The organism is Paenibacillus macerans (assembly GCF_050565405.1).
GTDB classification, from domain to species: domain Bacteria; phylum Bacillota; class Bacilli; order Paenibacillales; family Paenibacillaceae; genus Fontibacillus; species Fontibacillus macerans_B.
The window spans coordinates 1-26,429 of record NZ_JBNYYG010000073.1 but is presented as its reverse complement, the minus strand read 5'-3'; the positions used below and the strand labels follow the sequence as shown (position 1 = coordinate 26,429).

The following is a 26,429-nucleotide window of genomic DNA, read 5'->3' as shown; positions in this document are numbered from 1 at the left end:
ACCAAAGTCCCATGTGTTCTCCCAACCTTTCTATTACTTCCATTTTACTGGGTTTAGGAGTTTACACAATTTATTTTACAGACTCAAGTTTCTCTTGATTTGATAGTACAATTTCTCCGCAAGTATTTAATGTTACTATTTACTGTTATGCTCTCAGAGGAAAATGAATATATCTGACCTGAATAATCTAACTCACCATCTATTCATACATCTATATTTTTTGGTTCGCTATGTAATTTTCCAACTGCAAATCAGTTTTAACTTCAATTACTTTCTTCAAAATAATACCTTCCAAAAAAAGCATCCATAAACGTGGCACATGCCTTGTTTTAGGATGCTTTCCATATTTATGCATTCATTTATGAATAAACTATCATTAAATAACTCAAAAGTAAATAACTTCTTGATCGCTCGAATGATGTGCACATAGTTGTAAAACCTCTGATAATTTACAAAAAAGTAAAAACAACCCCCCGTATCTTAAAAATGGCTGCCAGCGAAAATGAAGAGACCAATATCATTCTTAAAGGGTCAAAACGTAAGACATATCGTTTCGCTGAGTTCCAGATACCAGCTAGCTAAGATAGTTTAACTTGGGGCAAGTTAATAGTTATTTAAACGATCATCCATCTCTGTTGGCCCTTTTTCTATTAGCGAACCAATCATTTAATCAGTTAAGTGATAAAAATGTACTAACCAATAACATAATTTTATTCCAGTATTTTATAGTATTTTATATATAAAATTTAAAGTTGATATTAGTAGAATTATATGGTAATTTTATGATGTTACTGGATTTGTAGGGATATATTTCAAACGATAACTTTTACAGCTACTGGAAATACGGTTACAACAAACGAAGGTGGATGGGCTCCTATATCCAATTCAAGCGTCAATGTTTTGAATTTCACATCTTCACTAAAATAATGACAAGTCGTTGATCAAACACACACTAATGAAATGATTTTATTATCATTTCATTAGTGTTATTTATCTAAATGGAGGGATATATGATGAAAATGATTCGGTTATTTTTTTTAGTTCCAGCATTACTAATAAGTTTAACCGCTTGCAATATCGTTGGTAAAATGCCCGAACAAAACACAGGATCCTCCTTTTCGATAACAGAAAATAACCAACAAGCTGTTCTCTCGTACGATCAATACTTAAATTTGGTCGCCAGTGCTAAAGAAAACTTGCGTTTTTCAGGCATACCCATGAAGCTAACAACATCAACCTTAGAGAACCCATCTATTGTTATCGTTAATGGCGATATGTCTTTTGGTAAAAAAAAGTATTTATCTTTAGATAACGATTTTAAGAATTCAACACAGTACTTTTTAACATATGAGGATATTAAAAATGGATATAAGTTGGTTACCGGATGGGTCTTCACAGAAGTGAATCAGGGAAACAATCTGCTCTATTTTAAGCCGGATGTTGAAGGTAACACAGGGGATTTTAATTCTATTCTCTCATATAAAAATATTCTTATACACATTCAGCTTATACATACAAAATCGTCCTCTCCTTCAGATGAGGGTTTTGTCAAGGAAAACGAAAGTGTATTGAAAGAAATGGTACATTTTTTAGAAGCCACTGACGCATCCTAAAATTCTTTTCTTAAAACAGATTAGAAACTCCTCTTACAACTCGATTTCATAAGTGATATATGTTCTTGTCTCTAGGTTATGACAAGAACATATATCGTTATAAACAAAAAGCCGCAGTTATGCGGCGATAAGCGTATATATTTTTATCAACGGAATTGTCCTAATAGAGTTCATAAAAAGTACTATGAAGGTTTATGATCTCAAAAGAATCACGAAAGGCATTCTATTTTGTCAGCCCCATTGTCCGCATTGTCGTCGAATCATTTGGCGAGGAGGCAGAGAATTTAACACTTATTGGAACACGAACATTGAGATTGAACAGCGACATTTTGGATACCAACAGAAAGCCATATCCCTTTTATTCGGATGTGGCTTTCTGAGCCGATTTATTGCTGATTCCCATGTTTTCAAATTCACCTCGTTAAAAACAGAATACCGGATTATTTTGCACATACGTATACAGATTCAGCGCCAGCGGATTCGTAAGCTCCCCTTCATACGTATCCTCCCCAATAAACCTTGCGTGGCCGGGTTATAACACCGAGCTCGCAAGTACTGGAATCCCGTATCCGTTAACGACGTAGTATTGCAGCTTCGATTCATTCGCTGCTTGGCGACCCACCAATTTCCCAGTGGCATCAAACACTTAGCCGAAGGTAATCGCAACCGTCCCGAAGTTTACTGTTCCCTCCGCTACTAATAAACCCCCGATTCGTCATAATAGTATCTTGTCGTCTGGCTCCCCTTCTACGGCCAACCATCTAGCCATCGCCATTTCCTCAATAGATATAAATTGCAACTATATGCCGAATAATGACAAAAACTATGATCAATAAATCTTAGCCGAATCATACTCCCGATCAGCCGAATCCGGCATTACATTTTCGGCCCGACCCGGATACGATGGACTTCGAGAAGGTGCGAGCCACCCGATCGATTCCCGTCGAAGGAGAGAGGCTTATGCGCATTTACATCATTCGCCATGCGGATCCCGATTACGCCAACGATACGATCACGCCGGCCGGGCATTCGGAAGCTAAGGCGTTGGCCACAAGATTAGCCAAGGAAAAGATGAACCGCATTTACTGTTCGCCTGTTAAACGGGCTCAGCATACGATGGCTTATACCCGGGATTTGACGGGACTGCAAGTCGAGACGCAAAGTTGGCTTGCCGAGATCCAGGACTGGAGCGCGAAGGACGCCTCGGGCCGGGAAATCACGGCCTGGAACGTCGGCGGTGACATCATCCGCGGACGGAAGCCGCTGCCGACCCATGAGGAGTGGCATGCGGCCGAGCCGTTCCGAAGCCCTAACATTCGCCGAGGCTTCGAAGAGATTCGGGCGGCGTCGGACCGTTTCCTCGAAGCCGCCGGTTTTTGCAGAGAAGACGGCCGCTATCGCATCGTTCGTCCGAGCGATGAGAAACTTGCCGTCTTTTGCCATATGGGGCTCGGCATGGCGTGGATCGCCCACCTGCTGGAACTGCCGCTCCCGCTCGTATGGTCCGGCGTTTGGCTCCCTCCCAGCTCGGTCACAACGATCCTGATGGACGCCCGAAACGAAGAGTGGGCCGTTCCGAGATGTCTCGGCATGGGAGACGTATCTCATCTTTACGAAGCCGGGTTGCCCGTCAGCCGTCAGGGCATCATCGCGAATTTTTATTGACCGCTTCCGCCGAAACATAAAATTACCGTCGAAATCTTCCTGCGAGCTTATCCTCCGTTAACATCCGTTTGATAACATACGAAACGTACGACAAGGCATCGATGCGGAAAGGATGGGGCCGGCATGAAGAGAAAACCTGAATATCCCGTCACTTTCGTGACGCCTAAATATCTTCCTCCGGGCGTGCTTTCGACGGAGTTGTACCGGAAGGGATTCGGCTATTTTTGCCATCGTCCCAAAGGGACGCGGGATTGGCTGATGATGTATACCGTGTCCGGCACCGGCATCGTCGAGAAAGCCGAGCAGACGTTCGAATGCAAGAACGGGGATCTCGTTCTGATCGCACCCGGAACGAAACAAGAGTTTTATACTGCCGAGGAAAGCGTATGGGAAAAAATGTGGTGCCATTTTACGCCGGGACCGAACTTCCATAGCTGGTTGTCTTTTTCCGAAAATATCGACGGCGTTCTTTATTTGCGGCTGACCGGCGAGATCAATGAGCAGGTTCAAAAGGCATTTGAGCGCATGCTGAAGTATAATCGTTCGATCAGTCCGATGTCGGAGGAACTGGCCGTCAATGCCTTGGAGGAAATCATCCTGCTGCTTGCCAGATACCAAAGGGAGCAAGCCGATGCCGTCCTGGATCCGCGAATCCAGGAAGTGGTGAACTACTTGACGGCGAATTTCTCGCAGCCGATCCAGCTGGGCGAGCTTGCGCAGACGGTCTGCTTGTCTCCGTCGCGCTTGACGCATTTGTTCAAGGAGCAGGTCGGCCATTCGATCACGGAATTTCTTCAGATGATCCGGCTTAAACAAGCCGCCAAGCTTCTTCAAACCTGCTCCAAGCCGGTTCAGGACATTTGTGCGGAGGTCGGGTTTAATTCGACGGCGTTTTTTTCACGCAAATTTCTCTCGTTCTTCGGCGTCAGTCCCGGCGCGTATCGTAAACGAAGCATTGGGGAAGACATTAAAACAAGCTCTTAGCTAACTGGGATAAACCTCCCATGCCATAGCCGAATTGAATGTATATCGAGCGAAATCCTTCGGTGCAGGCGCCGGAGGATTTTACCGTCTTTCCCACTCGAGACCCCTTATTTAACCGTAAATTTACATTTCCGAACGAGCATTTAACAGCTTGTTTACATTGGAGCAGAGTCAGCCGAATCGTATAGGTTAATAGCGTTTCCGTCACTTACCTTGCCCCGGACCGCGTTGCTACAATGAACCCGTAACCACCACGCAAACCAAGGAAAGAGGCGAATCATCGACCATGAAAAAAAGAGGGCTTCTCATTCTGATGTCGATCCTGCTCACGGGCAGCGTTTTGGCCGGGTGCTCCGGCAGCAACAACAATGGCGCAAGCTCGAACAATGCCGGCACGACGCAAACGGGCGCCGAATCTTCGGCGGCTCCGCAGGAGAAGGTGACGATCACGATGTGGAACCGGATCCAAAAGGATCAGTTCGACGAAGCGATTGCCGGCTTCCAAGAGAAATATCCGAACATCACGGTGAAACTGGAAAATATGCCGGAAGCCGGCGGCGACGTCGCGCAGTTCCAGGCGGCGATCAACGGCAACGATCTGCCTGACATTTTCGTCAGACCCACCGGCTATTCCATGGCTCAACTGGTCAAGCTGGACAAGCTTCACAGCTTGGACGAAATTTTCCCGGCCGAGAAACAAACCGATTACACCGACGGAACGTTCGCGGAAGGCTACGGCAAAATCGGCGGCTCCGTCTACACGTTCCCGCTGTACTCTTCCCTGCACGGCGCGCTTATGATGTATTACAACAAGAGCGTTCTGGAAGGGCTCGGCTATACGGGAGAAGACGTGCCGAAAACTTGGGACGAATTTATCGCCTTCGGTAAGGAGCTTCATGAGAAATCCGGCGGCAAAACGTACGCGCTGTCGTTCGGATTGACGACGAACTACTTCTCGACGTTCCTGATGAATCAATTGGCTCCGCCGATCTCGCCGGAAACCGGCTTCAATTACAATGCAGGGGAATACAACTACAACACGCCGGGCATGGTCGAGGCGATGGAATTTTTCAAGAAAGCTTACGACGAGAAGGTTCTGCATCCCGCCACGCTCGAAACGGACACGGGCAAAGCTTATTCGATGCTGAAAACCGGGGAAGTCGCCTTCATGTTCGGCGGCAATTGGAGCGGAAGCTATCTGACCGCCCCGGCGGCGGAAGGCGCGGAACCGTTCACGGCCGAGGACTGGGGGGTGCTGCCGATCCCGACGAAGGACGGCGGACCATCGTTCCAATACTTCGAAGGCGGTTCCGGCGAATATCTGTACGTCTCCAAAGCGACGAAACACTGGCCTGAAGTGAAGCTGTTCCTGCAATACCTGGACGAGCATTTGTATTCGGATATCGTCGGTTTCGGCTCGACGCTGCCGTCCAAGAAGATGGAGCTTCTCGAGGACGCGAAGGCGCCGTTCGAACAATATAACCAAATCGGCCAAATGATGGCGGACTTCAAAAGGCTGACGCCTACCGTCTTCTCCAAAAATCCGGAAGCAACTGAAGTGATGGCGCAATACAGCGGCTACGCTCCGAAGGACAGCGTCGGAACGATCTTCTTGGGCTACATGACCGGCCAACTGAAGGATCTGCCGAAGTCTCTGCAGCAATTGAGCGACGACAGCAACGCAGCTCTGAAGCGCGCAATCGAAGCGTCGGGCGGCAAGGTGAAACAAGAAGACTTCGTGTTCTCCGATTGGGTTCCGGGAGAAGCTTACGCCAAATAACGCTTAAGTAGCGTCTACGAAAGACACGGTGTGTAAAAGCGGAAACAGCGTTGTGACGAACGGAAACGCGCCGTGTCTTCTTCATTTTATGGTTAGGAGGGGTCGCATGCGCGTCGGGAAAAGAAAGATCAATCCTCACCTGCGACGCAAATATATTTGGGCTTACGTATTTATTTTGCCGCAGCTGTTGTATTTTCTGCTCGCTTCACTGTATCCGATCGTCATGAGCTACGTCTATTCCTTCTACGATTGGGACGGGCTCGGCCCGCTGACGAAGTTCGTCGGATTCGCCAATTACGCCGAGTTGCTTTATGACGATATGTTCTGGAAAAGTTTTTATAACGCGTTGATTTACGGGCTCGCCTCTACGGCGCTGACGATCGTTTTCTCTTTTTTGCTGGCGCTGGCGCTGAACGACCCGGGCATGAAGGGCAAATCGGTTTACCGCACGCTTTATTTTTTGCCCGTCGTCACCGTATCCGCGATTATCGGCATCGTCATGAACAACATCTTCGGCATGCAAGGCTTCGCGAACCAGTTCCTGCAGAGCATCGGGTTAATCGACGAGCCCATCCGTTTCTGGCTGGACCCCGTGCTCGCCATGATTATGCTCATCTTGGTCGGCTCCTGGAAGCATATCGGCGTCGTCATGATCTACTGGCTGGCGGGCTTGCAAATGATTCCGAACGACTTGTACGAAGCCGCGAAAATGGACGGAGCCGGTTATTGGAAAATGCTGATTAAAATTACGCTGCCGCTCATTAAGCCGGTCGCGGCGACGATTCTTCTGCTTACCGTCGGAAGCAGCCTGCATATCTTCGACCTCGTCAAGACGCTGACGGGCGGCGGCCCGTATCATCATACGGAAACGATCGAATTGTTCATCTACCAATATGCGTTCGCCAGCCAATTCGGCGGCGCGCGGGTCGGCTACGCTTCGGCCGCCGGCGTATGGCTTGGCTTGTTCGTACTGATCGTCAGCTTGATCTTCGGCTGGATGGTTATGAAATCGGGCGGCAAAAGAAACAATATCGCCGGCAGAGGAGGAGAAGCATGACCAGCTCGAAAGTCGTGCGCGCGTTCATTCACCTTCTATTGATCGTCGTCGGCATCTTCTGGATCTATCCGTTCGTGTGGATGCTGTCTTCTTCGCTGAAGGACAACGTCACCTTTTACCAAACTGCCGTCAACCCGATCCCCGAGGTATTTGTGTGGGAGAACTACGCCCGGGCGTGGGAAGTGGCGAACATCTCCCATTATTTCATGAACTCCGTCATCGTGACGGTGTCTACGGTCGTCATCGTCGTCGTCTTAAGCGGCATGACCGGCTATGCGCTCGGCACCGTGGCGTTTCCCGGAAGGACGGCGTTGATCGCCTTCGTCGTGGCGCTCCAGTTCATTCCGAAGGGCTATACGATCATTCCGCTATATCAGCTCGTCAAATATTTGGGGATCAAGGACTCGTATCTGGGGCTGATCTTCGCGGAGTCGTCGGGAGCGCACGTCCTTTTCATCCTCTTGTTCGCTTCCTTCTTCTCAAAGGTTCCCCGGGAAATCGCGGAATCCGCCGCGATGGACGGCTGCGGCTTCGTAAGGACGTTCCTCAAAGTCGGGCTGCCGACCTCGATGCCGGTCATAGCGACCGCGGCGATCATGCAATTTATCTGGACATGGAGCTCGTTCCTGACGCCGCTCGTGCTAACGATCACGAAGCCCGAGCTGAAGACGCTGGCGGTCGGCATGCTGAACTTCACGGAATTGTACCATACCGATTGGACGGGAATGGCCGCCGGCGCGACCATCGCTCTCGTTCCCGTCATGCTCGTGTTCGTTTTCATGCAACGTTATTTCTATGAAGGCATTTCAGGTGCCGTGAAGCAGTAACCGAAGCTATTTATACACCAATTCTTTGGAGGCACTCATTATGCATATCTCTACATCTCTGAACGTATTCGAAATTCATCATCCGATCGGGCGGCAGATCCGCCGTTGCAGGGAAGCGGGCTTCCTCTCGCTGGATTTTAACTATTGGGATTATCAAGAGACGGCGTGGACAATGACCCGGCAAGAAGAGGAGGCGTGGGCGTGGAACATTCGGGAGGCGGCCGATCTTCACGGGGTGCGGTTTACGCAGATGCATGGTCCGGTTCACGGTCCTTCTTTCCGCGAGATGGTTATGGGACTGAACGTCGAGTCTTTCCTCGAGATGGCGGAGCGCTCGCTTCGGACCGCGGCGATCCTGGGTGTGCCCTGGGTTGTTTTTCACCCGGGTCAAGTTAGTCTACAAGGGGAAGAACCCTATCGGGAAGTGCTGGATTACAACGTTGATTTCTATCGAAAGCTGCTTCCCGTCATGGAGCGGACCGGCGTCGGCATCGCGCTGGAGAATATTTTCGACCGGACCGGAGGAGAGACCGGCCTCTGGCGGCGCATCTATTGCGGGAGTCCCGAGGAGCTGTCCGAGTTGCTCACGAAGCTCGACCACCCGCTGTTCGGCGCATGCTGGGATACGGGACACGGCCACAGGCAAGGTCTTCGCCAAGGGCCGTCGATCCGTATGCTGGGCAAGCGGCTGAAGGCGCTGCACATTCAAGACAACGACGGAAACAAGGACCAGCACCTGCTGCCGTTCCTCGGGACGATCGACTGGAAGGACGTCATGTCGGAGCTCAGGGAGATCGGCTACGAAGGCGACTTCACCTATGAAGCACATATGTCGATCCGGGTTCTGCCGGATGAACTGCGCGATGCGAAGCTGGCATACGCGGCTGAGACGGCGAAGTATATAACGGCTTTGTAGGTTTGTAAGCCGAGAAGTTTCATACTGTTATCCTAATGCTACCAAGCCCGCCGGATTTGCTCCTTCAGCGGAACCGGGAGCCCAAGCTTCTGCAGTTCGTTAAATATCCAGTTCACGTGGTAGTCATAAACGATTTCGATGTTTTGACGCTTCGGCTCATCGGCGTCATGTCTGGACGCTTCTGTGCCTTCTTGTCCCTGCATTCCCTGCGGGGTTTCCGGAGATGCATCGACCTCTTCGCCCGTTCCTGCCTGAAGCTCCGGACGGTGCTCGTCGATGAGCCGTCGCAGTATAATCAAATGCTCATAGATGTGGCGATACGAATCAATATCATTGCCGATCTGGTCCATCGATTCGCTAAGATCCTTCGTCAGGTGGAACTCGTCTTTGCATAGCTGATAATATTTCTCCAGGCTGCGCTGCTCCGAGCGAAGGCTTTTCAAATCGGTTTCCTCCCCATGCTCAACCATCTGCTCGAACCTTTCGGCCATGGCCTTCCCTACCGCTTTGCGGGCTTTATGCAGATTAATTTCATGTCTGGGTGGAAAAACGACCAAATTGACGACTATGGCGACCGCGATGCCGATCAGCGTGTCCGTAATCCGGTTAATGCCGTAAAATACCGGGCTTTCCCCCGGTTGCAAATTCAGCATGATGGCCAGAAAAACGATGCATCCGATCGAAACGGACTTATTCCATTTCAGCAGATTGCATATATAGATCACGACCATGACGCCGATCGCGCAATAATACGCGTTTCCCGGCTCGATCATGGCGAAGGCGGCACCTACGATCGCCCCGACGAACGTACCCATCGTCCGGTGTTTCCCCGCCGTCAACGAATTGGTTACCGAATTTTCCATCGAAATAATCGTCGCGATCGCCGCGTAAAAAGGATACTCCAAGCGCAGCAATGCCGCTACGATAACGCACAGGCATATCGCAAGGCCCGTTTTGATATTGCGTAAACCGATCGTCCATTTCAACCCTATCAACCCCTAATTAAATTCAGAACCGTATTATATAGGATGTCGCGTGATAGGCTCAACCAATTTAATCGCATCCTTATAGAAAATCCTAAATTTCTGTCGCTTACCGAAATCATGAAAGGCACGAGTACGCTGCCGTATTCGTGCCTTCGGGTTAGATTGTATAAGTATTTGGTGTCATTTTCGGCGCCAGACTTTGAATCGCACACTCTAAATAATCTACGGTATAATATTCCTGTACAATAGAACTACTTAAAAAAAAGAAGTAGGCCCCCTAGGATTTGACGCCTTCGGCAACGCCGTTATAAAAAGCCTTCGTACTTCCAATCGTTAGCGTGATCTTATATTCACCATTGGAGATCCCGATGGTTTGAGTGCTTGCATCCCAGGTGGTTGATGCTCCTAAACTATCGGCCAGTTTCCGAAGGGGAACCAGATTCGTATTTTGAACAATAATGAGGTCATTTTTCAATGATACCTTTTCATCGTTAGCAGCAACAGGAATACTTACGGCAACCAGTATAATCGCTAAGGTTAAGGCAAAAACAACTTTTCTCATGGACTCAACAATAGGCAATGGTTGTAATTAATTGGATACCCGTGTATATTAAAACATGACAATTGAATATGTACCGACACTAGGGGGGCCGCAAGGCTGAGACGAATCGAGAGATTCGGACCCTTTGAACCTGAACTGGTTAATACCTGCGTAGGGAAGTGGAGAGTTAAGAAGCATTGGAATGCGAATGATGCCTGTGCAGGCCTATTATTTCCGTTGCCCTACTTAGCCGCCCTCCCTCCGGAGAGCGGCTTTTTGCATTGATTTCAAACCGGGAGTGAGAAAACCGCATGGTCAACCGTCGTCATTTACAATTCCCCCAAAGACCTGAACTGCACATGATATCCGCCCAGCGGATCGATATTTCAGGACTGATAAGGGTTGCCGAGGCTGTTCTTCCGTTCGTGGACTATATCCACGTGCGCGATCGGCAGTCTTCCGCCAAGGAGCTCCTTGAGACCGTCCGGCGTTTGCAGCAGTCAGGAGTGCCGCCGGAAAAAATCGTCGTCAACGACCGGCTGGACGTCGCGCTGGCAGCCGGCGCGGCGGGCGTGCACCTGGCCGGCCACAGCCTTCCGCCCGCCGACGCCCGGCCGCTGGTCCCAGGCATGCGCATGGGCTGCTCCGTTCATTCGGCGGAAGAAGCGGCAACTGCGGCGAGTCAAGGCGCGGATTATTGCCTGTTCGGCCACGTGTACAATTCCGCCAGCAAACCGGGCCTTCCCGGCCGCGGGCTTGGCCTACTGGCGGAAGCTGCGCAAGCTTGCCCGGTTCCTGTGCTCGCCATCGGCGGAATCCGCCCGGACAATGCGGGAGATGTCATTCGCAGCGGCGCTCAGGGTATCGCTATCCTCTCGGGCCTTTACCATGCGGCCAATCCCAATCCGGCGGCACAAGCCGAGGCTTACCGCGCGGCAATCCAAGCAGCCTGGCTGGAAAGGAGGTGAAGACGTGCAGGTCCGTATGAACGGCAAGGAGATGAAATTAAGCGAAAATTGCTTCACGCTGGAGGATTTGCTCTCGGAGCCTCCGTGGAGCGAACGAAAACTTTTGGTTGAGTTGAACGGAACGGTCGTCCGGAAAGAAACGTATGCCCACACCCGGCTGTCCGAGGGCGATCGCATTGAGCTGGTACATTTTGTAGGAGGGGGCTGACTTAAAGGATGCAGGACTTATTTCACATCGGCGGCAAGGCGCTATCGAGCCGGTTATTTATCGGCACCGGCAAATATGATCGCAACGCACTGATTCCCGAGGTTATCGCCAAGTCGGGCGCAGAGGTCATAACCGTGGCATTAAGAAGGGTGAATCCCGATTGGGAGGAGGAAAACCTGCTGCACCATATCCCGGCGCACATGACGCTTCTGCCGAACACCTCCGGGGCACGCAACGCCGAGGAAGCGATCCGGATCGCGCGGCTGGCCAGGGCGGCCGACCTGGGCAATTGGATCAAGCTGGAGGTCATTCAGGATCAGAGATACCTGCTGCCCGACAATCTGGAGACGATCAAAGCCACCGAGGTGCTGGCGGCGGAGGGGTTCGTGGTGCTTCCATATATGAGTCCGGACCTCTCGGCGGCCCTCCGGCTCCGGGATGCGGGAGCGGCCGCGGTTATGCCGCTGGGTTCGCCGATCGGCAGCAACCGCGGCTTGCGGACCAAAGAGCTGATCGGCATCATGATCGAGGAAGCCGGTCTCCCCGTCATCGTGGATGCGGGCATCGGCCGGCCTTCGGAAGCGGCGGAGGCCATGGAAATGGGCGCTGCCGCCGTCTTGCTGAACACGGCGATCGCCACGGCTCGCGATCCGCTGGGCATGGCGGCAGCATTCCGCGGGGCGGTGGCCGCGGGCAGGCAGGCCTACCTGGCCGGATTGGGCGGCGTGCAGCCGGCAGCCGTTGCTTCATCCCCATTGACCGGATTCCTGGATGAAGCGGAGGAGTAGCATGAGCTTTTATAATAGAGTAATCGAACTGGAAAGCTTCCCCTTTCAGGAACAACTGCAGGAAATCTCCGATGCGGATATTCGACGGGCACTTGCCAAACCAAGGCTCACGGAAGAGGACCTGCTGGCCCTATTGTCTCCGGCGGCAGGAATGCATCTGGAGGCAATCGCGCAGAAAGCTCAGCGGATTACCCGCAATCAATTCGGAAACGTCATCCAGTTGTTCTCGCCCATGTACGTTTCCGACTACTGCGTGAACCACTGCGAATATTGCAGCTTCAGCTCGATCTACGATTTTCCGCGCCGGAAGCTGAACATGGACGAAGTCGAGAAGGAAGCCGCCGCGATCGCCTCCACGGGCATCCGCCATATTCTGCTGCTGACGGGCGAATCGCGCAGAGATTCACCGGTCGAATATTTGAAGGACTGCGTCAGCGTCCTCCGCAAGCATTTCGCTTCGATCGGCATCGAAGTGAACCCGATGTCCGTGACCGAGTACAGGGAATTGGCCGAAGCGGGCGTGGACAGCTTGACGGTCTTTCAGGAGGTTTACCACCGGGACACTTACGGGAAACTGCATATCAAAGGCCCCAAACGCAATTATCGAAATCGTATGGACGCTCCGGAGCGCGGTTGTGCCGCAGGGTACCGTTCCGTCAACATCGGAGCCTTGCTCGGTTTGCATGACTGGCGTCAAGAAGCGTTTATCGCGGCGCTGCATGCCGATTATCTGCAAACCAAATACCCAAGCTGCGAAATCAGCCTGTCGATCCCCAGGTTTCGTCCGTTCCTGGGCGATTACAGCCCGGAATCCGCTGTCACCGACCGCGCGTTGGTGCAGGTCATGCTGGCATATCGCCTGTTTTTGCCCCGCGCCGGCATTACGTTGTCCAGCCGGGAGCCCGCCCGCTTGCGCGACAAGCTGGTACACCTCGGGGTGACCAAAATGTCGGCCGGCGTGTCCACGGCGGTAGGCGGCCACTCCCAAACCGGAGGAACCCCGCAATTCGAGATTTCCGATGGGCGCAGCGTGCCGGAGATCCGGGAGATGCTGTATCGAAACGGGATGCAGCCGGTGTTTAAAGATTGGGATATCCTTGAATAAAAAAGCAAGGCCCATTAAGGGTCTTGCTTTTTTAGGCTGCTTCTTCTCCCTTTCGCCAATCGCCCGATTGACCTCAAAGCAGATTGAGAAACCTAAATTGGGATATACTGCTACCGGGGTGATCAAATTGCTGACTAATTTCATTGCGGGATTCCTCGTTCCCTGGATTGCCGGAGCTTTCCTGATTTATCGCGACAAAAAAGCGATGCTACTCGGCTTTCCGACAGGCGGGTTCATGTCGCTGCTGTTCAATGATTTCGGCATCTATAAGCAATGGTGGCTGCTGCATCCGAAGGACATGGAATCCGTAACCACCATCCCGTTTAATCTCGGAATATATCCGATCGTGGCAGGCTGGATGCTCCACTTCATTTTTCGTACCCGCTTTCGTTTTAACGCCTTACTGATGATCGTTATATTCGCCGCTCTATTGAGCGGCGCGGAATTCGCATACGTCGGCATGGGCAAGATCAAATACGGGCACGGTTGGAATATCGGCTGGACCTACCTATCCTACATCCTGGCGTTGGGGCTCGTATATGGCTATTACCTTTTGCATATGCGCTTTTTCGTCTCGCGAAACAACAACCGTTAATCATCCGTTCTTTCGTCTCGGGTCTCCGGATTTGTTAATCTTCCGCGATCAGATCCATGACGTCGCGCCGCATACTCAGCGGAGCTTCGCGGGTAGGCCGGCCCACCCGGACGAGCATTTGGATGGTCCCTCCTTCATGGGCATATTCCCGATGAATGCCTTGGTACAATTCCTGCATTTCGGGATATTCCTCCAGCGCCTGGCTCAGCGGCTGCAGCGCCAAGCCGAGCCGGTGCGCTTCCAGGATCAATTTGCTATAGGCCATCCCGCTTTCGACTTGGCTGGTGCGGGTATTGTCGCTCGTCACAATCATGGCGTAAGCCGACGTGCTATCGACCGACTTCGCGGCGGACTTCATGAAGGTATCCGCGGCAGCTTTGCCGGTGTTCATCGACGGAAACAACGTGACCAGCCCCTGCATCAAATGACGCATAATCCCGGAGCTTCCCTGTCCCTCGACGGAAAAACCGTAACAGTACTTATTTTTCTCGCGTTCATTGGCGCGGAAAATCACTTCCGATTCCGCCATCACGCGGTTCACGCCAGCTTCGACCGCCGCGGCCTTCATCGCGTAGCCCCCCAGCTTCTCTACATTTTCCGTATCCTGATAAATCGTAACAGAAATCCCTCTCGCGTCCGTATTCACGTTCTCCAACGACTTTATCTCCTCGGCTGTGAGCTGGCCCGATTCATAGGCCCCTCGGTTCGTATCCGGCAAAAAGAGGAAGTCATAAAGAGGCTCGGCTCGAGGCGCGGTCCGTTCCAGCTCGATTCGGGCCACAGGTTTGGCGGCCATGCTGGCGAGCAAGTTCCGTTCGTCATACTCCCCCTGCGGAAACAGTTGGATGTCCACCCGGTAACCCCATCGTTGACCGGCGATTCGGACATATTCCAGAAATGTCCCATGAGTAACCATCATCTGCCGTGCAAGCGGATCCACCTTATCCGGTAAGCGTTCATTGTCGGCGTACAAGTCAAATGCCATCGGATCGTTCCCGTCCAGCTTGATTTTCCATGGCTGCATGTTATGGCCGTTAGCCGCGAGCAGGCCATGAGCGGCAAGGCGAATCCTCGGGTCCTCGAAGGACTCCGAGTAATTCTTTTGCCAGGGTTCCAGATATTGGGGCGACGTAAAAATCCCGCTGATCAGCAGCAGAGCTATAAAAGCCGCGATCAACGTCATGGCGATTCCGGCTATAGCAATGATCACTCTTGTCTTCACCCTTTTTCGTTTCATTGGCCCTGACCCCCATGTCCAGCTTGTATGGAGCGGATGAGCAGCGCAAAGGATTCCGAAACCAGTTCCTCGGCCGTCGTCTCATAATAGTTCTTGATATAGTTCTCTTTCTTCCCGGCGGTGCTAAAGACGCCAATCGTGCAGGCCCATAGAATGAGAGCCGTCTTTTCGGCAGGCAGATCGGCGCGCACGGAACCTTCCGCCATCCCCTTTTTCAACATTTCGATCAAATGCCCCATGACTTGCTCGCCAAGTTCATAACACGCTTCCCGAGATTGGTCCGGAACTCCTTTTTGGAAATCAAGTTCCCCGTTTTCGTATTCGATGATCGCTTGAAAATAGTCCGGATACGTCCTGCTGAACCGGTACAGCGTCATGGACATCCGCTTAAGCTCCTCAACCGCATCAGGGAGAGCCCCGCTTTCCCTGTCTTCCTTCAGCATGTCGATTAGCCGCCTATATCCGCGGGTCATGATTTCAAAATAAATTTGTTCTTTGCTGTTGAAGTAGACGTATACCGTTCTTTTGCTGAATTCCGCTTCTTTCGCCACGTCATCCATCGTGGCCGAATCGTACCCTTTGGCGAAAAAAACCCTTTCCGCCGCTTCGATAATATCATTTCTGCGGATTTCCTTCTCTTTCAGCCTGCGCTCTTGATTTCCCAACGGACTCCTCCCCATTAATTGCACGATAGTGGCATGAAGTAAACTGCTAGTTTACTTTCAATTATATATCCCTATTCTTTCCTGTCAAGTGTTGCTCCGGCACGCCCATTGAAAATAATCCCGGCAGCAGTTTTGTCCGAAACCGCCAAATCTTCATCGTATAAAAAAGCCCCTCCGGGAGAGGGGCTTAAGCAGCGAAGCGGCTATTGGATGAACTCATGAGTTGAATATCGAAACAAACCATTGGGCCAAGGGCTTCCACATATGCGGGTACTCCTGGCCGATCAGTTGTCTTACCTGTTCCGCGCGGATGCTGCCGAAATCATCGTTTTGAATGGCCAGCGTGTATGCCCCTTTGACGGCATCGCCGATCGCGATATGCCCGCTGGCATATCCCCCGATGGCGATTTGCGAAGCGATGGCGCATCCGCCCAAAGAATATACGCCCAGAGCCAGGCCGCCAAACGCTAGGATTCCTGCCGCAACCCCGCCGGCGGCAACGAAACCTACGGCCAAAGCGCCCGCGGCCAGCAGCAACGCCAAAGCCAGGGCCGCAAAGCTGATCAAGCCGGCCGCGACCGCCCCGATGCTGAGACCGCCAAGCGCTATGGCACCGAGCGATACGGCGCCGATGGCGATATTGCCGATGGCGATGATCCCTTTGGCAACGTAGACGCCGCGGCCGATATTAATGTGAACCAGCGGAACGCCGAACCAGGTGGTCTTGCTCTTGTATTCGTAATGATAGCGCAATCCGTAACCCGGAATCGGATTCTCGCCAAACGGCCGCTGCCCTTCCTGCCCGGGAACGTCCCTGACCAAATGGTCCATACTGACTTGAAAGAGCTCGCTTAATGCAATCATTTTGTCCATTTCCGGGAACGACTGCCCCGATTCCCATTTCGATACGGCCTGCCGGGAAACGCCGACCGCTTCCGCCAAATTTTCCTGGGACATCCCTTTTTGTTTCCTGTAGCTTTGCAGCTTCTCCGCAAAGTCCATTCCCATCACCTCCACTTCATCATAAGTCCCGCCCCTGCACCTGGCTATCAAGCAGAGCTGGCAATCTGTCAACCACAGGTTGCACTTGGCGAAGCTTTGTAATATTGCGCGGGAAATGATCCGGTTTCCCCAAATTATAATCCACCCGTTTCAGCGGCTCCATGATATTTTTCCACAGAGGTTACGAACGGATAAACACCATAAAACTAGAATTTATGTAATATTTTTACTTTTTGGCATCAAATAAGAAAATGTGGTTTCCCTTGGCCGCTCAAGCTATTTCCCGCATTCCCGCGATTCTCCCAAAGGAAGAATAAGGAATAGCCTGCCGGGTATAATACAACATCATACAGGGAGGAGCATGCCCAATGAAATCACTATTTTCGTTCCTCAATTCGCAAGAGCGGCCTAAGCATGAAGACGGAAATAGCCGGGTACCGGCTTCGCGGCCCTTAACCCATTCCCTGGCGTTCAATTTGCAGCATTTGGAGCAGAGCATCGGTCAAAGCTCGGATGTCGTCTTTCGGAGCATAGGACAGACCGAGGGCAGGCTAAGCATGGCCCTGGTATACATCAGCGGTCTGGTCAACGCGGATAAGATCAATCAGGAAATCCTCCAGCCCATAACGGAGCACAAGGCTTTGAAGGACGCCGAAATACTTCCGGAAACCGCATTATCGCGGATCCGGAACGAAGTGCTGGCCATCGGCGAAATCACGGAATGCAAGACGTTCGAAGTGCTGCACGCCATGCTGTTTGAGGGACACACGATCCTTTTGATCGACGGGAGCAACCTTGCCCTTGCCATGGATACGGCAGGCTGGGAGAAGCGCAGCATCACCGAGCCCAGCTCGCAAGGGGTCATCCGCGGTCCGAAGGAATCGTTCACCGAAGACCTGCGTACCGGTACTTCGCTGCTGCGCCGCCGCATCAAGTCGGCCGATTTGCGCGTCGAGGAATATAAAATCGGCCAGCGGACGCAAACCGATATCGCGATCGTGTATTTGAACGGCATCGCCAAAGACGAAGTGTTAGGCGAAATCCGCCGCAGATTGAACGCGATCAACACGGACGCCATCCTGGAAAGCAATTACATCGAGGAACTCATTCAGGACCGCAGTTTGACGCCGTTCCCGACGATCCAGAACACGGAGCGGCCGGATGCGGTCGCCGGCGGCATACTCGAAGGGCAAGTGGGCATTTTGGTAGACGGCACGCCATTTGCGTTGCAGGCCCCCTCAACGTTTTTCAACTTTTTTCAATCGAGCGAGGATTATTACGAACGTTTCGATATCTCGTCCTTCCTGAGGTTGATCCGGTATACTTCTTTCTTTGTCTCGATGTTGCTGCCCGCGTTATATATCGGCATTACGACGTTTCACCAGGAAATGCTGCCGACCACGCTGCTGATCAGCCTGGCCGCCCAAAGGGAAGGCGTGCCGTTTCCGGCATTGATCGAAGCGCTGATGATGGAACTAACGTTCGATGTCCTGCGGGAAGCCGGCGTCCGCATGCCCCGGGCAATCGGTCCGGCCATTTCCATCGTGGGTGCGCTGGTGCTGGGGCAAGCGGCGGTGCAAGCCGGCCTCGTATCCGCCGCCATGGTCATCGTCGTATCGTTTACGGCGATATGCAATTTCGTGATTCCCTCCCAGACGCTCGCCAACTCGATCCGGCTTATCCGGTTCCTGATGATGCTGATCGCCGGATTTTTGGGACTGTACGGCATGATGTCCTTTCTGATCGTGCTGTCGATCCACATGGCCGGATTGCGCTCCTTCGGCGTGCCTTACCTGTCGCCGGTCGCGCCGCTGGTACCGCGTTACTGGAAGGACATCTTTATTCGCGCTCCACATTGGATGATGAAGGTCCGGCCGAAAATCGCCGCAGCCGAGGAGGAGCGGAGACAGTCTACTCCGGGTTCGGAGCTACATGATTCATCCCACACTAAACCGACGAGGAAGTGATGACTTGTGAGCCGTAAAATCGGGAACGCGCAGGCCACGATGCTGGTGGTCAACTCCATATTGCCGACGGCAATTATCGTGCTTCCCATCATTATCGGAACCTATCTGGAACAAGATTCCCCCTGGGCCGTGGTTTTCTCCTGCGGCGTCGGGCTGCTGATCGCCGCATTGATCGGCACGATCGTCAGGAACAATCACGGAGCGCCGTTTCTGGAATGGGTCGGAAAGATCAGTTCCCCGATCGTCGCTACCATCGTCGGCTTATTCCTGCTGCAGTACTATCTGGACGCCACCGCTTCGGTCCTGCGGGAATTCATCAATTTTCTAAAGGACAACGTGCTGTTCGAAACCCCCGTCCCCGTGCTGGTAGCCGTAGCCCTGCTGGTCGTGGTGTATATGGCTTATCGGGGAATCGACGTCATCGCCAAGGTCAATAGCCTGATTTTCTTCCTCTACGTGATCGTCGTGCCTTTTTACATGTTCGGTTTAAAAGACTACCTGGACGTGCACCACCTGCTGCCCGCGTTCGAACATCCTTTCAATCTCGTGGTCATGTCCAGCTTGACGCCCATCGGCTGGTTGTCCGAGGTATCCATTCTGCTGTTTCTCGCCCCCTATTTAAAAAACCCGGAAAAAGCCCGGAGAATCGGCTCGACCGGATTGATTCTCGTGAGTTTGCTCATGCTGCTCAACGTTGTCACGACTCTGATGGTTTTCGGACCGGATTATATCGAAGCCTCCTCCTATCCGGGATTCGATGCGATCAGCGTCGTCCATGTCGGAACCTTTCTGGAAAATCTGGACATCCTGTTCATCTCGTATTGGATTTTGTCCGTTTACTTGAAGCTGGGCATCTTCCTGTTCGGTACGTTCGAGTGTTTCAAGCAGACGTTCCGGGTCACCGAAAAAGGGCCTTACCTGATCGCGCTGATGATGGTCGTCTGCGCCGAATGCATGCACACCTGGAGGGATCCGACCAAGCTGAACATGTTTAATGCGGAAGGGCGTTTCCCGGTATTCATGCTGCTAAATGTCTTCGTTCCCTTGTCGCTCTATTGGTACAGCCTCATCAACAAACCAAAATCCAAACGAAAGGAATCTCCTTCATGAACAAGCAAACCTGGATTCGGTTCCGCAGGCCCCTGATCCTCGGGTTGCTCATCTCCCTGACTGCGTCAGGACTGACCGGCTGTTGGGACGACCGGGAGTTGAACGAATTGGGGATCGTATCGGGAACGGCTTATGATTGGGAAGACGGCCAATGGAAGGTGACTTTCCAGATCGTCAATCCCAGCACAACGTCCAGCAACGGTGGCTCCGGCAGCGGCGGCGGATCCATCGCCCCGCCGTTTTTGACCTTTACCGAAAAAGGCACAACGGCGATGGAAGCGGTGTCGCACAGCAATCTGGCCAGTACCCGGCAACTGTTCTTTGCCCATTCCCGCATCACCGTCATCAACAAAGATGTGGTCGACAAAGGCTTGGCCCCGCTGCTCGACCTGTTCTTGCGAAAGCCCGACGCCAGCGAAACGGTGTTCGTGTTTCTGACCGAACGAAAAGCCAGCGACGTGCTGCAGCAGCTGATGCAGGTAACGAAAAACCAAGGCATGGGCATTCAACTGATGATCCAGCAGGAGAGCAAGCTTACCTCCTACTACCCCGGCATCCGGATGTTCGAGTTGACGATGGCCTTATCCTCCGAATCCCGCTGCGCCGCGGTCCCCGAAATCAAACTGACCGAAGCGGAAGTCATGGACAAGGTGGACGAAACCATGATTACCGACTTGCCGAGCCGGATCGCCCTGGGGCGTCTAGGAGTTCTGAAACAGGACCGTTTCGTCGGCTGGCTCGGCACGAAGGAAGCCTTCGGCCTTACTTTCCTGAGAAACCGCATCCAGTCGGCCAGCATCCCGTTTCCGTCCGATCCGCGGCAAAAAGATACAAACGACTCAACGTTTTCGCTCATCGAATCCCACACCAGCGTCGACCCGGTCTGGGAGAAGGATCATTTCGTCATGGAGATCAGCATCAAAGGGGAGGGCATGCTGCTCGAAATGGGCGGCAAAGCCGATTTAAGCAAACCCGATGAGCTCTTGGGGTTTGAACGCAGCATTGAGGAACAGGTGATTGGTTATGTCAACGAATCGTGGAAAACGGTGAAGCGGCTGAATGCCGACGTGACGGAGTTCGCCGCGCTGATCCACCACAAATATCCGAAGCGCTGGAAGCAAATTCAGGCGGAAGGCAGTTGGGACCAAACGTTCAAGGAGATCGAAATCCGCCCCCAAGTCAAGATGAATATCGATCGCTTCGGACTCAGCAGCAAGTCCTATAAATCCGTGGAACAGAATTGAGGGAACTTTATGATCGCACTGATCGTCGTGATTCACAGCGCGGTGCTGATTTGGGGATTGCGGCTTCTGCGGGGAGACAAGCGCCTGTGGAAATGGCTGGTGTTCGCCGCGCTCCTCGGCTGGAGCACTTACGTGCATATCAGCGGGTTTTCCGGAGTGAGGAATGTCAGCTTGTCCACCCCGTACTTTCGTTTTTTTCAACCGGCCGGACAAGCGATTATCCGTTGGTTAGGAGGATAGCGGCATGAAGCAGGATCACGAAAGTCTTACTTCCTTGCAAATTGCTTTTATGGTCATCCTCTTTGAAATCGGCAGCACGCCGTTGTTTTTGCTAGGCAGCAAAGCGAAGCAGGACTCGTGGATCGCCATGTCCATCGGCGCGCTGGCCGGCCTGATGCTGTTAGGCGTGTTCATGTGGATTCAGAGCAAAGCTCCGGACGATAGCTGGATGGGCATCCTGAAGAAAGGTTTCGGCCAAAAGACGGGTACGGCGCTTGGAAGCGTCTATTGCCTTTATTTCGCCTACGAATCGATGCGGAACGTCCGCGATTTGGGCGAGCTTGCCAAGCTCGTTCTGCTGCCCCGCTCGCCGATGTACCTGACGATGCTGATTTTCGTCGGCATTGGAGCTTATGCGATCTGGAAAGGGGCCGAAGTCGTTTTTCATATTCCCGAACTGCTGCTTCCGGTCATGATGTTGTTTTACTTGATCCTGATCGTCCTGCTGCTTCTGCTCGGGACCGTCGACTATAGCAAACTGCTGCCCATCCTGGAAAACGGGCTTATGCCGGTGGTGAAAACCGCGTTGCCGGATATTGTCTCCTTCCCGTTCGGACAAATGCTGGTATTTCTGATGATCTGGCCGCTGTGGGAAAAAAAAGGCGTACCGGTCAAAAGCACGCTGTCCGGTTATGCCCTGGTCAGCCTGTTCCTGATCTTCATGAATATACTGAATCTGTCCATTCTCGGCCCGCAGATTGCCGGGACAAGCCAGCTTCCCTTTTTGAAATCGGCCCGAACCGTATCGCATTTCATCTTTATCGAAAGGCTGGACATCGTCGTCACGATTTTGCTGTATACCGGGCTGCTGATGAAAATGACGCTGTTTTTTTTCTGTGCGGTTCGCGGAGTCGCCCAGCTCACAAACCGCTCGCCCCAGGCTTGGGTAATCCCGGTCGGGGGACTGATTTTCGCCGCATCGTTCATCGAAAAAGACTATGCCCAGCACTTCGCCGTCGGCCTTGGTCCAAGCCTGAAAGTCGACGTTTTCTTTCAGATTGCCGTCCCGCTGTTGGTTTTGCTTGTGCTGCTCGTTCAAGGCCGCAACCGGAGCCGGAGCCGCGAAAAAAGATAACGCCCGGTCAGCGACCGGGCAGCTTGCGAAAGGCCAAGAGGACTAACAGGAGCATCCCGATATAGCCGAAAAGCGGGTAGAGGTAGGTAAGCAACGAGGCAAACCCGGCCTGGCTGATGAGGAAGCAGGCAAGCAATACCCCAAGCAGGGTGGCGTTCTTGGGCAGCCGGTATAAGCTTTGGAGCTGACGGGTGACCCCGAATACGTTGCCGATCAAGGTCGTAAAGATTTCCCCATAGATCACAAGCAGGAACAAAACATGCAGGAACGGCCCCAGGTCGCGGACGATTTCCGCCATCGGAATATCGAAGCCAAGCATCTCGGGCATGCGGGAGTTCATGGCGAAATGATAAATGAGCAGCATGGCTCCGAGACCGATGCCGCCCCAAATGCCGCCCCATTTCAGGATGCTTTCGTCCTTGGCCTCGCTGCCGAGCGGAACCATTACCGCCTGGATAAAGGCAAAGTTCAAGGCCGCGTAAGTGAACGGACTGAGCACCCAATTGAAATCCTGCACTTGCCGGATTTGCCAGTCGTTCATGCTCAAGATCCCTCCCGGCTCGACCGCCCGGAACGCGATCAGACTGGTGAACAGGAGAATCATCGGCACGACCAGCGCGTTCACCACGACGATACCGTTCATTTCCTTGGTCATCACCAGATAGCCCAAACCGATGCTGATCACGATTCCGAGCTGGTAAGGAAGCTGCAGTTGCTCCGCGAAGATCGATCCGGTGCCGGACAACATCACCGCGGTGACTCCAAGCAGGATCAACAGGGTCAGGAAGTTGGCGATTCTCCCGAACATGCGGCCAAACAGGTGATCGTTGAATTCCTGATACGAAAACGCCTGAATCCGATGGGCATACAACATCATTTTCGTTCCCAGCCACATGAACAGAAATGTACTAACGACGATGCCGGCTCCCCCTACCGTTCCGTATACCGTAAAAAACTGCATGATCGATTGCCCGGATGCAAAGCCGGCGCCCACGACCGTACCGATATAAGTTACGGCGATCTGAAATATTTTGACCCATCGACCATTCATATATCCTCCATAATTTCCATTTTTAACTTGTACATTTCCATCCTATGTCCCACTTGTCCCTACTATTCTCCATTTAAAAAAGAGGCTGATGAATCTCCGAAAATGAAGTACATTTAGGATGAGGCAACACATTAATCCGCGGAAGTGAGCGAACGTGAAATCACTCTATCAAAATTGGAAACTTGATCCCGACTTGCCGATGGACATTTACGAAAGCACCAACATCACCTTCTATCCCCATTTCCATGCAGAGGTCGAATTCATTTACGTGGAATCCGGCGAGATCCGCATCGGCGTCAACGAGGAGAAGCGCCTGCTTCGGCAGGGCGATATGGTCGTCTGCAGCAGTAAAGACATCCACTACTTCGACAGCCGGGGACTGGAATCGAAAATCATGATCCTGATCTTCAAGCCCGACTGGATCGCCCCCTCCAAGAGCTGGCCGGTCGATTTCCGCTTCGCCTCCCCTTTTATTTCCGGGGATATCCCCGGCCTTGAAGCGGTACAAGTCCTATTGCGGAACATGCTCCGGGAAAATGCCGGGCGCCGGCCCGGTTATCAGATGCTGCTTAAAGCCGGCGTTCTGGAGCTGTGCGGCTTGCTGCAGAGATATTGGGACACTATTCCCATAAATCGCGGCTCCAAGGTGAAGTCCGAATCCCGGCGAGCACGAATGCAGCAAATTTTGTCCTATATCGAGGAGCATTATCGCGAGGATTTGGACGTCGCGGCGATGTCGAAGCAGTTTCATATGGAGCCGTCCCATTTCAGCCGGTCGTTCAAAAGCACGATCGGCATGAACTTCAAAAGCTATCTCAATACGGTGCGTGTGTTGACAGCCGAGCATCTGCTGCTCACCAGCGATCTCAGCATTTTGGAAATCGCCCTGGAGTGCGGATTTAGCAGCATACGCACCTTTAATCGGGTATTCAAAGAACTGCGGGGCTGCATCCCTTCCAGCATGCGCGGCTCCGCTTCCTTAAGCGTAAGCGGAGGTGACACTAGTTAAAAAATAAATCATTGAAACCGCATTTTTTGTCTACTAATCCACATAAACTGGCGAGAGAAACCGGGTTCTGCTACGTATAATAAAACGTGAATCAGAGCTCTTTCACTTTTCGCGAAACGGAGGAATCCCATGAATCAGCTGCGTATCGGAATGATAGGTTACAAGTTTATGGGCAAAGCCCACAGCAATGCTTACCGCGCTTTGCCGATGTTTTTTCCCGAGGCCTTGAAGCCGGAGATGGCCGTATTATGCGGCCGCAATGCCGAAGCCGCCCGCGAGGCTGCGGAACGCTTTGGCTGGCGAGAAACCGTTACGGACTGGCGGGAGGTCGTGGCCCGGCCGGATATCGACTTGGTCGACATCAATGCGCCCAGCGACGCCCATAAGGAAATCGCTCTGGCGGCGGCAAAGGCGGGCAAGCATATTTTTTGCGAAAAGCCGTTAGCGCTTACACTTCAGGACTCACGGGAAATGCTCGAGGCGGCCGAAGCGGTGGGCGTCGCCCATATGGTCGGCTTCAACTACCGGTTTTCTCCCGCGGTCAAGCTGGTCAAGCAGTTGGTGGACAGCGGCCGCTTGGGCAAAATCTATCATTTCAGGGCCTGGTTCCTGCAGGACTGGATCCTCGATCCGGACTTCCCGCTCGTTTGGCGTCTGCAGAAGGACATTGCCGGCTCAGGCTCGCACGGGGATCTCGGCGCGCATTTGATCGACCTTGCCCATTATCTGGTCGGGGATATACAGGAAGTGATCGGCATGAGCGAGACGTTTATCAAGGAACGGCCGCTTGCCGAGAATATGACGGGCCTCAGCGCCAAAAGCAGCGCGAATGCGCCGAAAGGAGCGGTGACGGTCGATGACGCCACGCTGTTCCTGGCCCGATTCGCGGGAGGGGCGCTGGGCAGCTTTGAAGCGACGCGGTTCGCCGCCGGCCACCGCTCGACCAACGCGTTCGAAATCAACGGCAGCTTGGGCAGCGTGAAGTTCGACTTCGAACGGATGAACGAGCTTGAGGTCTACTTCACCTCCGACGATGCCGACGTGCAGGGCTTCCGGCGCGTGCTGGCGACCGATCCGGCCCACGCCTACACCGAGGCCTGGTGGCCGCCGGGACATACGCTAGGCTTCGAGCACACGTTTACGCACGAGGTGCTTGAGCTGACCGCGGCGATTCGCGAAGGCCGCCAGCCGGTGCCGAACTTCCGCGACGGAGTGCAATGCCAGGCCGTCCTGGAAGCAGTGGAACGCTCCGTGGCCGAACGCCGCTGGGTAGAAATCGCCGAAATGTAATAGTGCGGCGGAGTGGCGGTGGCGGAGTAGCAGTGGCGGAGCGACGGTAACGGAGTGGCGGTAACGGACCGTAATGACCTTATTTGTCCATTTCCCGGCTATTTCCCGCTGTAACGGACTTCAGAGACCTTATCGGGTACTCATGGCGGCCATTTAGCTGCTTTTGTCCAAAATAAGGTCTTCTCGGTCCGTTAAAATTGGAATATGCCCAAAAACGGACCAATAGCGTTTCTGGTGTCCGTTAGCCCGGCTGAATCCAAGATTCGACGCCGATTCGGCTGCTTGACCTGCTTCGTAATCGAAAGATGGCTTTTTGAACTACCGTTTTCATAAAGGTTCAAAAAGGCAGGTTTGGAGCACCGAGAAGGTTGGATGAAGCTAGGGACCGAGTAGCGCAGCGTAGCTGGAGGCTACGTGAGCAACGGAAGGCCCGGCTGAATCCAAGATTCGATGCTGATTAAGCTTCT

Annotated in this window: 25 protein-coding genes and 1 riboswitch; of the genes, 19 read left to right on the top strand and 6 right to left on the bottom strand. The window is 52.7% G+C overall.

What is annotated here, in order from left to right; translation table 11 throughout:
• Positions 1 to 1,013 precede the first annotated feature (1,013 nt).
• The 7 genes from ACQ4N8_RS25590 (at position 1,014) to ACQ4N8_RS25560 (ending at position 8,842) form a co-directional block, all read left to right on the top strand.
• On the top strand, positions 1,014 to 1,613 hold the full coding sequence (locus tag ACQ4N8_RS25590) for a hypothetical protein (RefSeq protein ID WP_430707184.1): 600 nt from the start codon (positions 1,014 to 1,016) through the stop codon (positions 1,611 to 1,613).
• A gap of 960 nt (positions 1,614 to 2,573) precedes the next feature.
• Complete coding sequence (locus tag ACQ4N8_RS25585) at positions 2,574 to 3,278, top strand: histidine phosphatase family protein (protein ID WP_430707183.1); 705 nt, start codon at positions 2,574 to 2,576, stop codon at positions 3,276 to 3,278.
• 123 nt (positions 3,279 to 3,401) lie between these two features.
• Positions 3,402 to 4,262 carry an arabinose operon transcriptional regulator AraC gene (gene araC / locus ACQ4N8_RS25580; RefSeq protein WP_430707182.1) on the top strand — a complete coding sequence of 287 codons (861 nt, stop codon included), beginning with the start codon at positions 3,402 to 3,404 and terminating at the stop codon, positions 4,260 to 4,262.
• 286 nt (positions 4,263 to 4,548) lie between these two features.
• On the top strand, positions 4,549 to 6,042 hold the full coding sequence (locus ACQ4N8_RS25575) for an ABC transporter substrate-binding protein (RefSeq protein ID WP_430707181.1): 1,494 nt from the start codon (positions 4,549 to 4,551) through the stop codon (positions 6,040 to 6,042).
• A gap of 106 nt (positions 6,043 to 6,148) precedes the next feature.
• On the top strand, positions 6,149 to 7,099 hold the full coding sequence (locus ACQ4N8_RS25570; RefSeq protein WP_430707180.1) for a carbohydrate ABC transporter permease: 951 nt from the start codon (positions 6,149 to 6,151) through the stop codon (positions 7,097 to 7,099).
• Positions 7,096 to 7,926, top strand: a complete 831-nt coding sequence (locus ACQ4N8_RS25565) for a carbohydrate ABC transporter permease (protein WP_430707179.1) — start codon at positions 7,096 to 7,098, stop codon at positions 7,924 to 7,926. The genes ACQ4N8_RS25570 and ACQ4N8_RS25565 overlap by 4 nt, the downstream gene beginning before the upstream one ends.
• A 40-nt stretch (positions 7,927 to 7,966) precedes the next feature.
• The gene (locus tag ACQ4N8_RS25560) at positions 7,967 to 8,842 is read left to right on the top strand and encodes a sugar phosphate isomerase/epimerase family protein (RefSeq protein WP_430707178.1); all 876 of its coding nucleotides are present in this window, start codon (positions 7,967 to 7,969) and stop codon (positions 8,840 to 8,842) included.
• 38 nt (positions 8,843 to 8,880) lie between these two features.
• Here the strand turns inward: ACQ4N8_RS25560 and ACQ4N8_RS25555 are convergent, their stop codons facing one another.
• Both ACQ4N8_RS25555 and ACQ4N8_RS25550 read right to left on the bottom strand, forming a co-directional pair.
• Positions 8,881 to 9,828 carry an FUSC family protein gene (locus ACQ4N8_RS25555; RefSeq protein ID WP_430707177.1) on the bottom strand — a complete coding sequence of 316 codons (948 nt, stop codon included), beginning with the start codon at positions 9,826 to 9,828 and terminating at the stop codon, positions 8,881 to 8,883.
• A 277-nt stretch (positions 9,829 to 10,105) separates the two neighbouring features.
• Positions 10,106 to 10,390, bottom strand: coding sequence for a stalk domain-containing protein (locus tag ACQ4N8_RS25550; RefSeq protein WP_430707176.1), 285 nt, complete (start codon positions 10,388 to 10,390; stop codon positions 10,106 to 10,108).
• 71 nt (positions 10,391 to 10,461) lie between these two features.
• Positions 10,462 to 10,564: riboswitch (TPP riboswitch) on the top strand.
• Positions 10,565 to 10,680: 116 nt separating this feature from the next.
• Here ACQ4N8_RS25550 and ACQ4N8_RS25545 point away from each other — a divergent pair.
• From ACQ4N8_RS25545 to ACQ4N8_RS25525, 5 genes are all read left to right on the top strand, one after another.
• On the top strand, positions 10,681 to 11,337 hold the full coding sequence (locus ACQ4N8_RS25545) for a thiamine phosphate synthase (RefSeq protein WP_430707175.1): 657 nt from the start codon (positions 10,681 to 10,683) through the stop codon (positions 11,335 to 11,337).
• A 4-nt stretch (positions 11,338 to 11,341) separates the two neighbouring features.
• Positions 11,342 to 11,545, top strand: a complete 204-nt coding sequence (gene thiS / locus ACQ4N8_RS25540; RefSeq protein WP_430707174.1) for a sulfur carrier protein ThiS — start codon at positions 11,342 to 11,344, stop codon at positions 11,543 to 11,545.
• A gap of 8 nt (positions 11,546 to 11,553) precedes the next feature.
• On the top strand, positions 11,554 to 12,333 hold the full coding sequence (locus ACQ4N8_RS25535; RefSeq protein WP_430707173.1) for a thiazole synthase: 780 nt from the start codon (positions 11,554 to 11,556) through the stop codon (positions 12,331 to 12,333).
• A gap of 1 nt (position 12,334) precedes the next feature.
• Positions 12,335 to 13,438, top strand: coding sequence for a 2-iminoacetate synthase ThiH (gene thiH, locus ACQ4N8_RS25530; RefSeq protein ID WP_430707172.1), 1,104 nt, complete (start codon positions 12,335 to 12,337; stop codon positions 13,436 to 13,438).
• Between the two features lie 127 nt (positions 13,439 to 13,565).
• Positions 13,566 to 14,033 carry a CBO0543 family protein gene (locus tag ACQ4N8_RS25525; protein ID WP_430707171.1) on the top strand — a complete coding sequence of 156 codons (468 nt, stop codon included), beginning with the start codon at positions 13,566 to 13,568 and terminating at the stop codon, positions 14,031 to 14,033.
• Positions 14,034 to 14,067: 34 nt separating this feature from the next.
• On the opposite strand, the gene ACQ4N8_RS25520 is transcribed toward ACQ4N8_RS25525, so the two are convergent.
• From ACQ4N8_RS25520 to ACQ4N8_RS25510, 3 genes are all read right to left on the bottom strand, one after another.
• Positions 14,068 to 15,270, bottom strand: a complete 1,203-nt coding sequence (locus ACQ4N8_RS25520; protein ID WP_430707170.1) for an Acg family FMN-binding oxidoreductase — start codon at positions 15,268 to 15,270, stop codon at positions 14,068 to 14,070.
• Positions 15,267 to 15,935, bottom strand: coding sequence for a TetR/AcrR family transcriptional regulator (locus tag ACQ4N8_RS25515; protein ID WP_430707169.1), 669 nt, complete (start codon positions 15,933 to 15,935; stop codon positions 15,267 to 15,269). Before ACQ4N8_RS25515 ends, ACQ4N8_RS25520 begins: the two co-directional genes overlap by 4 nt.
• 216 nt (positions 15,936 to 16,151) lie before the next feature.
• The gene (locus tag ACQ4N8_RS25510; RefSeq protein ID WP_430707168.1) at positions 16,152 to 16,937 is read right to left on the bottom strand and encodes a helix-turn-helix domain-containing protein; all 786 of its coding nucleotides are present in this window, start codon (positions 16,935 to 16,937) and stop codon (positions 16,152 to 16,154) included.
• A gap of 368 nt (positions 16,938 to 17,305) precedes the next feature.
• On the opposite strand from ACQ4N8_RS25510, the gene ACQ4N8_RS25505 reads away from it, so the two are divergent.
• Genes ACQ4N8_RS25505 through ACQ4N8_RS25485 form a run of 5 tightly spaced genes read left to right on the top strand, consistent with a single transcriptional unit; the run spans position 17,306 to position 22,612 of the window.
• The gene (locus ACQ4N8_RS25505) at positions 17,306 to 18,904 is read left to right on the top strand and encodes a spore germination protein (RefSeq protein WP_430707167.1); all 1,599 of its coding nucleotides are present in this window, start codon (positions 17,306 to 17,308) and stop codon (positions 18,902 to 18,904) included.
• A 6-nt stretch (positions 18,905 to 18,910) separates the two neighbouring features.
• Positions 18,911 to 20,014 carry a GerAB/ArcD/ProY family transporter gene (locus ACQ4N8_RS25500; protein WP_430707166.1) on the top strand — a complete coding sequence of 368 codons (1,104 nt, stop codon included), beginning with the start codon at positions 18,911 to 18,913 and terminating at the stop codon, positions 20,012 to 20,014.
• Entirely contained in the window at positions 20,011 to 21,258 is a 1,248-nt protein-coding gene (locus ACQ4N8_RS25495; RefSeq protein WP_430707165.1) for a Ger(x)C family spore germination protein, read from the top strand. Before ACQ4N8_RS25500 ends, ACQ4N8_RS25495 begins: the two co-directional genes overlap by 4 nt.
• A 9-nt stretch (positions 21,259 to 21,267) precedes the next feature.
• Positions 21,268 to 21,498 carry a hypothetical protein gene (locus ACQ4N8_RS25490; protein ID WP_430707164.1) on the top strand — a complete coding sequence of 77 codons (231 nt, stop codon included), beginning with the start codon at positions 21,268 to 21,270 and terminating at the stop codon, positions 21,496 to 21,498.
• A 4-nt stretch (positions 21,499 to 21,502) separates the two neighbouring features.
• Positions 21,503 to 22,612, top strand: coding sequence for a GerAB/ArcD/ProY family transporter (locus tag ACQ4N8_RS25485; protein WP_430707163.1), 1,110 nt, complete (start codon positions 21,503 to 21,505; stop codon positions 22,610 to 22,612).
• Positions 22,613 to 22,619: 7 nt separating this feature from the next.
• On the opposite strand, the gene ACQ4N8_RS25480 is transcribed toward ACQ4N8_RS25485, so the two are convergent.
• Positions 22,620 to 23,663, bottom strand: a complete 1,044-nt coding sequence (locus ACQ4N8_RS25480) for a YkvI family membrane protein (protein WP_430707162.1) — start codon at positions 23,661 to 23,663, stop codon at positions 22,620 to 22,622.
• A 154-nt stretch (positions 23,664 to 23,817) separates the two neighbouring features.
• Here ACQ4N8_RS25480 and ACQ4N8_RS25475 point away from each other — a divergent pair, with 154 nt between their 5' ends.
• Both ACQ4N8_RS25475 and ACQ4N8_RS25470 read left to right on the top strand, forming a co-directional pair.
• Entirely contained in the window at positions 23,818 to 24,672 is an 855-nt protein-coding gene (locus tag ACQ4N8_RS25475) for a helix-turn-helix domain-containing protein (RefSeq protein WP_430707161.1), read from the top strand.
• 129 nt (positions 24,673 to 24,801) lie between these two features.
• On the top strand, positions 24,802 to 25,962 hold the full coding sequence (locus tag ACQ4N8_RS25470) for a Gfo/Idh/MocA family protein (RefSeq protein WP_430707160.1): 1,161 nt from the start codon (positions 24,802 to 24,804) through the stop codon (positions 25,960 to 25,962).
• Positions 25,963 to 26,429 lie beyond the last annotated feature (467 nt).